The sequence below is a fragment of the Acinetobacter sp. N1-1 genome (assembly GCF_056711485.1).
Map to the genome: position 1 here is coordinate 1395474 of NZ_JBWXUO010000012.1, position 12953 is coordinate 1408426.

At 35.1% G+C, this 12953-nt stretch carries 12 protein-coding genes; 5 read left to right on the forward strand and 7 right to left on the reverse strand.

Annotated elements, in window-relative coordinates:
- The first annotated feature begins 78 nt into the window (after positions 1 to 78).
- From AC1MPL_RS06875 to gabP, 3 genes are all read left to right on the forward strand, one after another.
- The gene (locus tag AC1MPL_RS06875; RefSeq protein WP_479765054.1) at positions 79 to 1791 is read left to right on the forward strand and encodes an AAA family ATPase; all 1713 of its coding nucleotides are present in this window, start codon (positions 79 to 81) and stop codon (positions 1789 to 1791) included.
- Between the two features lie 258 nt (positions 1792 to 2049).
- The gene (grxB, locus tag AC1MPL_RS06880; protein WP_479765055.1) at positions 2050 to 2685 is read left to right on the forward strand and encodes a glutaredoxin 2; all 636 of its coding nucleotides are present in this window, start codon (positions 2050 to 2052) and stop codon (positions 2683 to 2685) included.
- A gap of 413 nt (positions 2686 to 3098) precedes the next feature.
- Positions 3099 to 4499: a GABA permease gene (gene gabP / locus AC1MPL_RS06885; protein ID WP_479765056.1), complete on the forward strand. Its 1401-nt coding sequence runs from the start codon at positions 3099 to 3101 to the stop codon at positions 4497 to 4499.
- 64 nt (positions 4500 to 4563) lie between these two features.
- On the opposite strand, the gene AC1MPL_RS06890 is transcribed toward gabP, so the two are convergent.
- From AC1MPL_RS06890 to AC1MPL_RS06900, 3 genes are all read right to left on the reverse strand, one after another.
- On the reverse strand, positions 4564 to 5859 hold the full coding sequence (locus AC1MPL_RS06890; protein WP_479765057.1) for an HAD family hydrolase: 1296 nt from the start codon (positions 5857 to 5859) through the stop codon (positions 4564 to 4566).
- A 76-nt stretch (positions 5860 to 5935) separates the two neighbouring features.
- Positions 5936 to 6652, reverse strand: coding sequence for a UDP-2,3-diacylglucosamine diphosphatase (locus AC1MPL_RS06895; RefSeq protein ID WP_479765058.1), 717 nt, complete (start codon positions 6650 to 6652; stop codon positions 5936 to 5938).
- A gap of 17 nt (positions 6653 to 6669) precedes the next feature.
- Positions 6670 to 7179, reverse strand: a complete 510-nt coding sequence (locus AC1MPL_RS06900) for a peptidylprolyl isomerase (RefSeq protein WP_195771907.1) — start codon at positions 7177 to 7179, stop codon at positions 6670 to 6672.
- A 169-nt stretch (positions 7180 to 7348) separates the two neighbouring features.
- Between AC1MPL_RS06900 and AC1MPL_RS06905 the strand changes: the two genes are divergently transcribed.
- Complete coding sequence (locus AC1MPL_RS06905) at positions 7349 to 9073, forward strand: glutamine--tRNA ligase/YqeY domain fusion protein (RefSeq protein WP_479765059.1); 1725 nt, start codon at positions 7349 to 7351, stop codon at positions 9071 to 9073.
- 46 nt (positions 9074 to 9119) lie between these two features.
- Here AC1MPL_RS06905 and AC1MPL_RS06910 read toward each other — a convergent pair whose 3' ends face one another.
- Positions 9120 to 9659: a lecithin retinol acyltransferase family protein gene (locus AC1MPL_RS06910; protein ID WP_479765060.1), complete on the reverse strand. Its 540-nt coding sequence runs from the start codon at positions 9657 to 9659 to the stop codon at positions 9120 to 9122.
- A gap of 164 nt (positions 9660 to 9823) precedes the next feature.
- Between AC1MPL_RS06910 and AC1MPL_RS06915 the strand changes: the two genes are divergently transcribed.
- On the forward strand, positions 9824 to 11170 hold the full coding sequence (locus AC1MPL_RS06915) for a nucleobase:cation symporter-2 family protein (RefSeq protein ID WP_479765061.1): 1347 nt from the start codon (positions 9824 to 9826) through the stop codon (positions 11168 to 11170).
- On the opposite strand, the gene AC1MPL_RS06920 is transcribed toward AC1MPL_RS06915, so the two are convergent.
- From AC1MPL_RS06920 to AC1MPL_RS06930, 3 genes are all read right to left on the reverse strand, one after another.
- Positions 11171 to 11800: an OB-fold-containig protein gene (locus AC1MPL_RS06920; protein WP_479765062.1), complete on the reverse strand. Its 630-nt coding sequence runs from the start codon at positions 11798 to 11800 to the stop codon at positions 11171 to 11173.
- A 9-nt stretch (positions 11801 to 11809) separates the two neighbouring features.
- Positions 11810 to 12115 carry a Rieske (2Fe-2S) protein gene (locus AC1MPL_RS06925; protein ID WP_479766180.1) on the reverse strand — a complete coding sequence of 102 codons (306 nt, stop codon included), beginning with the start codon at positions 12113 to 12115 and terminating at the stop codon, positions 11810 to 11812.
- Positions 12116 to 12186: 71 nt separating this feature from the next.
- Positions 12187 to 12867 carry a D-Ala-D-Ala carboxypeptidase family metallohydrolase gene (locus AC1MPL_RS06930; protein ID WP_479765063.1) on the reverse strand — a complete coding sequence of 227 codons (681 nt, stop codon included), beginning with the start codon at positions 12865 to 12867 and terminating at the stop codon, positions 12187 to 12189.
- Positions 12868 to 12953 lie beyond the last annotated feature (86 nt).

Here is a 12953-nt window from a genome sequence, read left to right on the forward strand (position 1 = left end):
GTTAAAATTGGAGATGGAAACTTAACATTTTCATCAAAAATAGTTAGGCTATAGCATTCATTTTTAGAACATGGTCTTATGAAGCAAGAAACTGCATTGAAACTGTTAAAAGCTGGTGAAAATGTGTTTTTGACGGGGTCAGCAGGTGCTGGCAAGACATATACGTTAAATCAATATATTCAATATTTGAAAGCTCGAAAAGTGACAGTTGCAATTACAGCCTCTACAGGAATTGCAGCAACACATATGAATGGTATGACTATTCATACTTGGGCAGGCATTGGTATTAAAGATCATTTATCTGATGATGATCTAAAACGTATGAAAGAACGTAAATATTTAAAAGAACACTTGGAAAGTGCACAAGTCCTTGTCATAGATGAAATTTCAATGTTGCATGCAAAGCAACTGAATCTGGTGAATCAAGTTTTAAAGTATTTTAAAGAAACTGATGATGCTTTCGGGGGCGTTCAGGTAATTGTTGCTGGTGACTTCTTTCAGTTGCCACCTGTGGGTAGAAATGGTGAAAAAAATAGAGATAAGTTTTGTTTCATGTCAGATGCATGGGTAGAAGCAAAATTTAGAATCTGTTATTTGACAGAGCAACATCGACAAGAAGATGCAATATTAGATCAGATATTAAATGCTATTCGAGCACAGAATTTAACAGATCAGCATTATCAAGCATTGATGTCGACCACAAAGCAAGATATTGGTGAAACTTTTACACGTCTTTATACACATAATATGGATGTAGATAGCTTAAATACCGAGCATTTAAGTGATTTAGATGGTAAATCACATGAATTCACGGCAACGCTAGATGGTAATGCAAAACTGATCGAAACTCTCAAATCTTCTGTACGTGCCCCTGAAGCATTAAGTCTAAAGAAACATGCTAAAGTTATGTTTGTAAAAAACAATTTTGACATGGGCTATATTAACGGTAGCTTAGGTGAAGTGGTTGGTTTTGAAGATGATGATGAGTTTGGTTTGTTACCAAAAGTCACGTTAACAGATGGCACGACACTTATTGTTCCACCTGAAACATGGTCTGTGGAAAATGATGAAGGAAAAGTTATTGCGAGTTTTCAACAAGTTCCTTTAAGGCTTGCTTGGGCAATTACAATTCATAAAAGCCAAGGTATGACTTTAGATGCTGCCGAAATTAATTTAAAACATACTTTTGAAAAAGGGCAAGGTTATGTGGCTTTATCTCGTTTAAAGTCTTTAGATGGGTTACGTTTGTTGGGCTTTAATGATGAAGCGCTGGCTTTAGATACGTTAGCAATAAAAGCAGATCGCCGTTTTCAAGAACTTTCGCAAGAAGCAGAAGATAACTTTGAACATGTTGATCTCACAGTACAACATAAAGCATTTATTCGTCATTGTGGTGGAACACTAAATGAAAAAGAGATTGAGCGTAACCAACGAAGATTAGGGCAGGGACAAGCACAAAAAAGTTATGGTGCAGCAACGTTAGAGGAAACAAAAGCGCTTTTTGAAGATGGGTATGAGATTCAAGATATTGCTCAAGAAAGACATTTAACACCTGCAACGATTATTAACCATTTAGGGAAGTTACAAAAAGAAGGGCTAGATATTTCTGTGGTTCATCCTGGAGATGAAGTAGTGGAACAGGTGCGTAAAATTTATAAAAAGCTACAACGTACTAAACGTGCTGAAAACTTTAATGATGATGGTTCAATTAGATTGCGCCCCATTGTTGAGGCAACTCAACCACGTATGGGATATGACCAAGTTCGTTTGGCTTTACTATTTATAGAGTAAGTTTTATATCTTCAAATTACATGATATGGCAAACCTGTAACAGAAAATATTTATACAGGTTTACTACGAAAGCGTATGCTGTATTTTATATATTTTATTGAAATGATTTATTTTGAAAGTCATTTAATTTTCCTAAATGCTACAAATAAAAAAATTATCTGAAATTGCCTTAGATTTTTCATCTTATATGTTGGATATTTTTATAAGTGGTAATGAATAATAGGAAATAGAAAGATAAGAGTGGAAGGATAAAGATAGATGAGATTATATATTTATGAGCATTGCCCATTTTGTTTAAGAACGCGTATGATCGCAGGTTTTAAAAACTTGCCAATTCAGTACAGTATTATTATGGAAGGCGATAGTGAAACGCCGACTTATCTTGTAGGTAAAAAGGTTGTGCCTATATTACAGAAGACAGATGGTCAATATATGACTGAAAGTTTAGATATTGTGCATTATCTAGATAGTCTAACGCTACCTGCATATGCAACAGGTAACATTGATCCAAAGGTTCAGGCTTGGGTGAAAGATAGCTCAAATCTAATTTTTAGATTAATTGTACCGCGTTTTACACGTAGTGATTTTAAAGAGATTTCAACCCCTGAGGCAAGACAAGCATTTATTGAAAGAGAAACAGCTTCTTTTGGAGATTTAGATCAGATTTTCTCTGAAAGTGCACAAGATATTGTTTCTATGAATGAAAAATTAAAAAAAATCGAAATATTAATTCAAGATCATACGGAGATTAATATAACTGATTTTATTATTTTCCCGTGGTTACGTTGTTTAAGTATCGTGAAGGGTCTAGATTTTCAATATCATACCAAACACTATATGAATAGAATTGCGACAGCAGCGAAAGTAAATTTATTATTTGATCAGGCAATATAATATTAAATAGATATTTCAAAACCAGCATTAAGATGCTGGTTTTTTTGCACAGAAATAGCGCTTTTATTATAATTTGCACATAAAATGGACGTATCTTTTTATTAGAGTATCTATATACTTTAGTTTTACTAAAATATAAGTTATTGAATGTTAATTAAAAAAATAAAAATATTCTTTGTTTCGATTTGTTGACCAAAGTGAAAAACAGCGTATTGTAATGCTTATGTAATAAAAGAAGGAGACACCTGAGCTTTTCTAATATTTCTAAGGAAAGAAAAAGTATATTTAAACAGGAAATCGCCATTTCATCTCAGATTATTGCGTTAAAACTAAGATTGGCATTATATATGCATTCTTTTATGTAGATGAGTAGTGAAAATTTCAAATATTTAAGAAGATAATTAGGTGTGTTTATGACACAAGAAAAGTCGAACAATCTTTCACAGGGCCTTAAAAATAGGCATGTTACGATGCTTTCTATTGCAGGAGCGATAGGAGCAGGCTTATTTGTTGGATCTGGACACGCAATTGCAGCAGCAGGTCCTGCTGTTTTAATATCCTATTTGGTAGCAGGTACATTGGTTGTACTTGTTATGCGTATGCTGTCGGAAATGGCAGTTGCACAACCCGATAGTGGTTCTTTTTCCACATATGCAGATCGCTCTATTGGAAAATGGGCAGGTTTTACTATTGGTTGGTTATATTGGTGGTTTTGGGTACTTGTTATTCCATTTGAAGCCAATGCAGCAGCGACAATTTTACATTCATGGATACCTGATGCACCTGTTTGGTTATTGGCTTTTCTTATAACAATAGCTCTTACAGTAACTAATCTATTTAGTGTGAAAAACTATGGTGAGTTTGAATTTTGGTTAGCAACCATTAAAGTCGGTTCAATTATTATATTTATTGTATTGGGATGCGCGGCAATTTTTGGATTTTCTTCGAATCCTTCGGTAGGTGGCGTACAACATTTATACGATCATGGTGGTTTCTTACCAAATGGTTGGGGTGCAGTATTAGGTGCATTACTTACAACAATGTTCTCTTTTATGGGGTCGGAAATTGTAACGATTGCGGCAAGTGAGTCGAAAGATCCTGAAACGCAAATTACAAAAGCGACTAACTCTGTTATTTGGAGAATTGGTCTATTTTATTTAGTTTCAATTTTTATTGTTATTAGCTTAGTGCCTTGGAATGATCCAACATTAGCAAAAATTGGTTCCTATCAAGCTGTTTTACAATTATTGAATATTCCACATGCAAAACTCATTGTTGATATTGTAGTATTAACTGCTGTAACGAGTTGCTTGAACTCAGCATTATATACAGCATCACGTATGGTGTTTTCACTATCACAACGTGGAGATGCGCCTCATTTTGTACAAAAATTGAATAGCAAGCAAACACCAGTGTATGCGGTATTGTTATCTACTTCTGTGGCTTTTATTTGTACCTTTGCAAACTATGCTGCACCTGCAGAAGTATTTAACTTTTTATTAGATAGCTCTGGTGCAATTGCATTACTTGTATATTTAGTTATTGCATTTTCTCAATTAAGAATGAGAAAAAAATTAATACAATCAGGTCAGCCAATTCGTATGAAAATGTGGTTGTATCCATATTTAACTTGGGCTGTTATTTTATTTATTGTTGCAGCTTTAGGTATTATGGCTTTCGATCCAAAGCATGTACATGAGATTACCTCAACTGGAATATTATCTTTATTTGTTGTGATTTCAGGTGTAATTGTTTCAAAAAAACACCGTACAAAAAAGTCTATGAAATATAATACAGCACAAGATCATTTATAATAATAAGTCGTTGTAGCAAGTTATTATGGCATGAGGATATACTCCACCTCATGCCATTTTTTATTTATTTTAAAGCTTTTGGTGTTGTAGAGCCATAAGAAATACTCTTATACGATGGCACAAACTCGCCAGTATTTGCATCTCTACCTTGTAGTAGATATTTGGCATTGTCTTGACCATATGTATCGACAGCAAGCTTAGAAAAGCGTCCAATATCTGTTGTTGGCTTTCTTAGACGGTTTACAATGAGTACTTTCTCGGTTTCTTTAAAGTCTTGCATCATGTTTTGATCGCCTTCACTGTCACCTGCAATGAATATAGGACCATAACCATATTTACTGACTAAGAACTTTTTAATCATTTGGCTTTTACCAATACCTTGAGTTTGGAAGTATCCTTTTCTAAATTCAGGTAAAATTTTGCCTTGAGAATCACGTTCTAGTTCCATTGCAAGTACATGATTTTCATTTACGCCGTAGCCAATACGAGGGTTAGAAACAATTTCTTTAACTACATCAATAAATGATGCAGAGCATACATAAACTTGAATGCCATTTTCTTGGAATGTTGCAAATAAATTTTGCATTTCTTTGTATGGACGTAAGCCATTTTCCCAGCTAATTGAAACAACACCTGCTTTACCTGAAAGTGATTCAGGAGAAGTCCACTTTACAGGTTCAATTTTTTGTTGCTTTTGCCACTCTACGGTATGTTTAACCATATCTCTAACTTCAGGTGCTTTGAATCCTGTAAATAGATAGGTTACCCAAGGGTATGACACTTCATGTTCAAATGTGTCACCGATAGCAGCATAAAGGTAACGCATTTTTGTAATAAAATTACTATAGTTTGGATTTTGGCGGACTTGTTCGAGTGTTTCTGTACCTTTTAAGCCTTTGTAATGATGATATAGCCACGTATAACTTTCAATAATGTCAGGCGCAACTTTCTCAATATTTACAGATTGTCCTTGAGCATTGTTATAGTCAGCGACAAAGTCTTTATCACTGATATTTTTACGGATAATATTGTTGAGTTGTTCAGGTGTCACTTTAAATAGAAGGTGTTCTAGTTGGTAAATCAGAGTTGCTTCTTCAATGTCTAAGAACACAGATGTGTTATCAAAATCTGCAACAATGTAAGAAGGTTTGGCAGGGTTGTAGTTTGGGCTTTGTTTACCGTATTTTAGAATAAGTGAATTTATTTGTTGTCGGTTAAACTGATCCCAGTGTCCTTCTGCCAAAAGTTTTGTGTTTTGAGTATATGTAGGTTCAGCTTTTGTTTCTTGTGCATGCGTTGTTAAAGGAATGATTGTACTTAAAGCAATGGCTAAAGAAAGAGATTTTTTAAAAGTGCTCATATTGCGTAATAAATTTTTCTATGGAATAAGCGCATTAATATAAAAAATCACTATGACATTATGATTAATATGAAAGTTAAAATTTCCATATATAGAAAAGCTGTTGCCCTTGGTCTGAAATCTCTAGAATTTGAGCTTCACCAGTTATCTCTCTCCAGTCTCCAAGAACAATACGTTGTTTGCTCTGATCATTATACTGTGCGGGGCGGTGCGTATGTCCATGTATGAGAATATGGTTATTTTCTAAGGCTTGACTCACTGCATTAGGGTTTACATCCATAATATCATAACTTTTTTCTTGTTGTGATGATGTGCTTTTTTTACGAAAGCCATTGGCAAGTTTTTTGCGGAAGTTTAAGGGCGTTCTTTTAAGTAATCCAAGGAGTAGAGGGTTTCGAATAATTTTTTTAAAGCGCTGATAGGAAATATCATCGGTACATAGCGAATCACCATGTTCTAAACGGTATTTTTTATGATCGATCGTGAGTGTGTATGTGTCGGGTAATAAATGACCTGAAAACTGATCTAAGAATTTTTGTCCAAGTGCAAAATCGCGGTTGCCTACTTGAAAATAAATTGTATTACCTGCTTGGGTAAAGCATTTAAGCTGTTGAACAATTTCCTCTAACCATGGAGAGGTATCATCATCACCAATCCATGCATTAAACCAGTCGCCCAAGATATAAAGTTGGGTATTTTTATTTTGGTAGTGCTGAAGTAATGCGAAAAACCCTCGAACAAGTCGAGGGTGATTTTGAGATAAGTGTAAATCTGAGATAAACAGATAAGTCACTTGATGCTCAATTAAAATTATTCAGCGATAATTTTAGCAGATTCAATCACAACATTTTCTAATGGTACGTCTGCATGGTAGCCACGATTTCCAGTGCGAACATTTTTAATTTCGTTCACAATATCCATACCTTCAACAACTTTACCAAATACAGCATAGCCCCAACCTTGTGTTGTTTTTCCGCTGTGGTTTAAGAAGCTGTTATTTTTAACATTGATGAAAAACTGTGCAGAAGCAGAGTGAGGTGCTTGAGTACGTGCCATAGCAACTGTACCTACATCGTTGCTTAAGCCATTGTCAGCTTCGTTTTCAATAGAATCACGTGTTACTTTTTCTTTGAAGTTTTCGTCAAAGCCACCGCCTTGTACCATGAAGCCATCAATTACACGGTGAAAAATTACGCCATCATAAAAACCATCACGTACATATTCTAAAAAATTTGCAACAGTTTTTGGTGCTTTTTCGCTATTTAACTCAAGAACAATACGTCCTTTATTTGTATTTAATTCAACTTGAGGCAGGCTCATATTTATATCTCCTATACATGGACTAAATTAGCCATGGGTTTTTGGTTGAGAGAAGCATAAGCAAACTGTAAACTAGATAGCAAGTATAAACGTTAATTATCTTATAAAAAAAGTTAAGATAACGTTTCATTCAGTCAAAATTTAACTTTATAGAAGTGAATTATCTATTATGAAGCCAAATGATGTTGTTTCAGATCTGCCAAATCACCCGACACAAAACAGTCAAGCCTCTACTGATTCTGTGCAGCAAGAACAACAGCCCGGCTTAGATTTTGTACGTCAAGTGATCACTGATGATTTAGCACAAGGTCGTACAAGCTCAGTCGTTACGCGTTTCCCACCTGAGCCAAATGGCTATTTACATATTGGTCATGTAAAAGCAATTTGTCTAAATTTTGGTGTTGCTGAAGAATTTAAAGGCGTATGTAATTTACGTTTTGATGATACAAACCCTGATGCAGAAGAACAAGAGTATGTAACAGGTATTGAAAATGATGTGAAGTGGTTAGGTTTCCAATGGGATGGCGAAGCACGTTACGCATCAAAATATTTTGATCAGCTATATACATGGGCCGTTCAACTGATTAAGCAAGGTGATGCGTATGTCGATTTACAATCACCTGAAGAAATTAAGCTGAATCGTGGTAATTTTGTCGAAGCTGGTAAAAATTCGCCTTACAGAGATGTAACAGTAGAAGAAAACTTATCACGTTTTGAAAAAATGCGTGATGGTGGTTATGGTGAAGGACAAGCTGTATTACGTGCTAAAATTGATATGGCAAGTCCAAATGTACATATGCGTGATCCGATTTTATATCGTGTTTTACATGCATCACATCATCAAACAGGTGATAAATGGAAAATTTATCCAATGTATGATTATGCACATCCGTTATCAGATGCTATTGAAGGTGTAACTCATTCATTATGTACGTTGGAGTTTCAAGATCACCGTGCATTCTATGATTGGGTTGTCGCAAAAGTACATTCAGATGCAGTACCACGTCAGTATGAATCATCTCGTTTAAATGTTGATTATACAATTACCTCTAAGCGTAAGCTTCGCCGTTTGGTTGAAGGAAATCATGTAAATGGTTGGGATGACCCTCGTATGCCAACTGTTGTAGGTATGCGCCGTCGTGGTTTTACTCCTGAAGGTTTGCGTGATTTCTGTAAGCGTGTGGGTGTTTCAAAAACGGATGGTATTGTTGATGTTGCAATGCTTGAATTCTGTATTCGTCAGTCATTAGAAAATACAGCTGCACGTGGTATGGCAGTGCTGAACCCACTTAAAGTGACGTTGACTAACTTGCCTGAAGCGATGGATTTAGTACATGCACGTCATCCAAATGTAGATATGGGTGATCGTACAATTCCACTCACATCAGAAATTTATATTGATCGTTCAGACTTTGAAGAAGTTCCACCAAAAGGCTTTAAACGCCTTACGCCTGAAGGTGAAGTAAGATTGCGTCATGCTTATGTCATTAAGTGTGATGAAGTGATTAAAGATGCCAATGGTGAAGTGATTGAGCTTAAATGTTCGATTGATGCTGATACATTAGGTAAAAAGCCTGAAGGTCGCAAAGTGAAGGGTGTAATTCACTGGGTATCTGCAGATCATGGTCTTCCTGCGGAAGTACGTATTTATGATCGTTTGTTCACTGAAGCCGATCCTGAGGTGGGTGATGATTTCTTAGCGAACTTGAATCAAGATTCATTAAAAATTGTACAAGCGATAATTGAGCCTGCTTTAGCACAAGCAAAAAATGAAGAGCGTTTTCAGTTTGAGCGTGAAGGTTACTTTGTAGCAGATCGTTATGATCACTCTACTGAAAAGCCTGTGTTTAACCGTATTTTAGATTTGCGAGATAGCTTTAAACCAGCTAAATAATTTTAGTAAGTAGATAAGCCCTCATTATTTCAGGATGATGAGGGCTTTATTTTTTGTTCATTTGCTTTAAAAAGAGGTAAATAGGACCTTCCATTTTTGCTTTGTCTTTTAGTTTTTTATTAATGTATAAGACCAATGCAAAGCTAGCAGTGGCAACAGTAATAAAAATACCATTCATATAACTCATAAGAGAGCTGATATAGCCAATAGTGGTTAGGCGACGCATCATCTTTTCTACTTGAGGGCTATCTTCGATTCCTGTAATTGCCCATGAGCACAGATGCTCACAGTTATTCATGATGAGGTGATAGTGGTTTTCATTCATACGTAAACGCATCCGTCGAACAACTGCACGACCTTTAAATTTGGGGTTTTTATAGGTACGAATGTGAAGAGGTTTGTGATGTGAAAATTTTTCAAGTTTTGTAATTTCTATAGGACGCTTTCTAAAAAAATGCGCAAATCCAGAATAGTGAATCACACGACCTTTACCTGCATAAATGCCATGATGTGTATAGCCAAAATGTTTTACCAAAAGGTGTGAACCGATTGGAATGTTTAAGGATTGATTTTGTTTTTTTCTCATAGCAGAAACAAAAGTATCTATATGAAAGCGAGATGATTATAACAAAATTATTTAGTTTTCTAAGTGTTTCATTATAAATGCCTAATAAAAGACGTTTTAAAGTATAACTTGGCATATGCCTTGCTTATTTTTATTTATATTGAAGAAATAACAAGGAAAAGGTTATGAAGCAGAGTAAAATCGCTTATGAAGATGAATATCTAGGCTTAAATAAGAGTATAGCCTATGGTTTACAACATGTTTTGACTATGTATGGTGGAATCGTTGCACCACCACTTATCGTTGGTTCAGCAATTGGTTTAAGTCATATTGAAATAGGCATGTTAATTACTGCTTCTTTATTTGTTGGTGGGTTTGCAACACTATTGCAAACACTTGGTATGAGGTGGTTTGGTGCAAAACTACCCCTTGTTCAAGGTGTTTCATTTGCAGGTGTAGCTAGTATGATTGCTATTGGGACAACAGGCGGAGGTTTTCAAGCGATTCTAGGTGCAGTATTGGCAAGCTCACTTATTGGCTTGGTCATTGCACCATTTTTTTCTCGGATTATAAGATTTTTTCCACCTGTAGTTACGGGAAGTGTAATTACGATTATTGGCTTTTCTTTATTACCTGTTGCACTAAATTGGATAATGGGTGGAAATAATAAATTAGCAAATTGGGGAAGTTTGTCTAATTTAGGATTAGCTGCTTTCACATTATGTATTTTATTATTATTTAGTCGCTTTGGTTCTATTGAATTACGTCGGGTTGCTATATTACTGTCAATTGTTATAGGAACAATTGTCGCATATTTACTCGGATATTGTAATTTCTCGCAAGTTTTAGACGGGCAGTGGATTGCTATTCCAAGTCTATTTTCATTTGGTTTGCCTATATTCAATATTCCTGCAATTATTGCGATGTGTATTGTTATGATTGTTACACTAACAGAAACCACCGCAGATATTTTAGCAGTGGGGGAAATTGTAGGGAGTGAGGTCGCTCAACAACGTATTGCTAATGGTTTGCGTGCAGATATGCTTTCATCTGCAATCGCCCCCTTTTTTGGAACATTCATGCAAAGTGCATTCGCCCAAAATGTAGGCTTGGTCGCGATTACTGGTGTAAAAAGTCGTTTTGTGGTGGCATCAGGCGGTGCAATTCTTATTTTACTCGGATTATTCCCTGTTATGGGGCGTTTTATTGCTGCAATACCTACACCTGTTTTAGGTGGCGCGGGCATTGTATTATTTGGTTCTGTTGCTGCAAGTGGAATTCGTACACTTGCTCAAGTAGAATTCAGCGATCAAAAGAATTTAATAATCGTTGCTGTTGCACTTTCTGCTGGCATGATTCCCATGATTAATCATGATTTTTTTATTCATTTTCCTAAATGGGTTCAAATGATGTTCCATTCAGGGATTAGCATTACATGTGTAGTTGCTGTGGTATTAAACATCTTCTTTAATCATTTAGTTGTTAAAAGATCCATTACTAGGGTTAAACCATCTCTAATTACTCATAAGTAATTATTTAGGAAAGATTTCATGATCTAATAAGTAGTTAGATTCAATTATTTTCTTAACTATATAGAGATTATCTTTTTTACGAATAAGGATAACCTGTGTATGTAAGGGGATCTCTCCAAATTCTGAGCAAACAGTTACATAGTGAATTTGACCGTATTCATCTCTTACTCTCGCTTGAGCGGTGATTTTAGGATTTGTACTGTTTGTCGAAATGGTTGCTAAGCGGCCAATTAAATTGAGTTCTCTATGAATAAATTTAGGTTTGATTACCTGATCTAGGCAGTGAATCATAAAAATAGTGAAGAAAAGTGCAATAATTAGCGTTGGAATAAGTACATATATACTGGAAGCAAATGCTTGCTCATAAGCATAATAAGCAAATTGGAAAAAGTAGCCTGCAAAACTAAAATTAATGAGAAAGAAAATAACAATAAGTGTTCTAGAAAACTTGATTTGTAAAAGTGGATTATTAGGACGAAAAGGAATGAGCCGTTTTAGAAAGCGAAATGGCGATATTCCAATATATAAACCGAGTGTTTCAAAGACACTCAGTAAAACAAATGTAATTACACATAAATGAAATGGAATTAGTTCTGGGCTTTGTAGAAAGTTATCTAAGCTATTGTTCATTATATATACTTACGCGAGATAAATACCACCATCTGAGTGAATTTGAATGGGAATTGAGGTGAGTGCCTCACCTAAGCAGGGGCCAAAAATACATTCTCCTGTTTCCACTCTAAATAATGCGCCGTGTGTTGAACATTGAATAAATTCTTGATCTTGATCTAAAAATTGATTTTCTAAAATTTCAAGCTCTACTTGTAAGTGTGGGCAAATGTTTTTATACGCAAAAAATTGTCCATTACGTTGGGTAATAAAAAATGTGCCTAGAGTTTCGTTATCAAATGTACGTGCTTCTCGTTCAGGGATATCATCAGTCATACATATTTTTAGCATTCTTCCACCACATTCCTTGTTGTAGTTGAATGTGTATTTTAACATATAAGATAAGATTAAAGACAGATAGAAGATGACTGAGTATGGTCAGGTCCCCATGTTCGATAGCCCTGTGTATCAATATGAATTTGTCCTGATGAATATGTTCCTAGACCCATTTTTAGCTCAGGTCCATATTGCTTCCAAAATTGACATAATTTAAATTTGGTTTTTTCGATATGTATATAATCTTTTGCTGTAGGATGCTCAGGCCCAATACGAAAGTCCATTGCAGCATTAAGAATATGGCGGGAAGAAACTGCACCACCTGCACAGCGATTCATTTTAAAGTCACGATAAGCAGATGTTACCTCGAAATTAGTCAATGCTTTTGTTGCTGTTAGATATCTAAATACTTTGAGTGTTGGTACTTGATTTTTCCAAAGCTCTTTAGGGGGAATAAGGTATTCTTCTCTCCCGCATTGTTTCCAATCTCGTGCTGTTCTTAATAGCTCAAACGTAGGAACGATATTATTTACATTATTTTTTCGGAGGAAATCTTCATAAGCTTTTACTTTTTGTAGGTGATGGTTGTGTGAAACCCATAAAAAATAAGAGGATGGGATTTTTTTAGTGAAATAATAGTTAGGAATGCTTGTCACAATAAGTGGAGCAGGTGTTTTTGCAAAAATAGATGTTCCTGAAATTACACAAGCGAATGCTAAAAGAGTTCTTTTAAATTTTTGAAGATTATACATAGACCATAATTTCAACTATTTTATTTATAAAATTATTGTACGGTTATAGCTCTAAATAAGGTATTTAAATTAAGTAATTTTAAATA

What these genes read in the sequence shown, in the direction of transcription:
- AC1MPL_RS06875 (WP_479765054.1), top strand. Translation starts at nt 79, where the DNA reads ATGAAGCAAGAAACTGCATTGAAACTGTTAAAAGCTGGTGAAAATGTG.
- grxB (WP_479765055.1), top strand. Translation starts at nt 2,050, where the DNA reads ATGAGATTATATATTTATGAGCATTGCCCATTTTGTTTAAGAACGCGT.
- gabP (WP_479765056.1), top strand. Translation starts at nt 3,099, where the DNA reads ATGACACAAGAAAAGTCGAACAATCTTTCACAGGGCCTTAAAAATAGG.
- AC1MPL_RS06890 (WP_479765057.1), bottom strand. Translation starts at nt 5,859, where the DNA reads ATGAGCACTTTTAAAAAATCTCTTTCTTTAGCCATTGCTTTAAGTACA.
- AC1MPL_RS06900 (WP_195771907.1), bottom strand. Translation starts at nt 7,179, where the DNA reads ATGAGCCTGCCTCAAGTTGAATTAAATACAAATAAAGGACGTATTGTT.
- AC1MPL_RS06905 (WP_479765059.1), top strand. Translation starts at nt 7,349, where the DNA reads ATGAAGCCAAATGATGTTGTTTCAGATCTGCCAAATCACCCGACACAA.
- AC1MPL_RS06910 (WP_479765060.1), bottom strand. Translation starts at nt 9,659, where the DNA reads ATGAGAAAAAAACAAAATCAATCCTTAAACATTCCAATCGGTTCACAC.
- AC1MPL_RS06915 (WP_479765061.1), top strand. Translation starts at nt 9,824, where the DNA reads ATGAAGCAGAGTAAAATCGCTTATGAAGATGAATATCTAGGCTTAAAT.
- AC1MPL_RS06920 (WP_479765062.1), bottom strand. Translation starts at nt 11,800, where the DNA reads ATGAACAATAGCTTAGATAACTTTCTACAAAGCCCAGAACTAATTCCA.
- AC1MPL_RS06925 (WP_479766180.1), bottom strand. Translation starts at nt 12,115, where the DNA reads ATGACTGATGATATCCCTGAACGAGAAGCACGTACATTTGATAACGAA.
- AC1MPL_RS06930 (WP_479765063.1), bottom strand. Translation starts at nt 12,867, where the DNA reads ATGTATAATCTTCAAAAATTTAAAAGAACTCTTTTAGCATTCGCTTGT.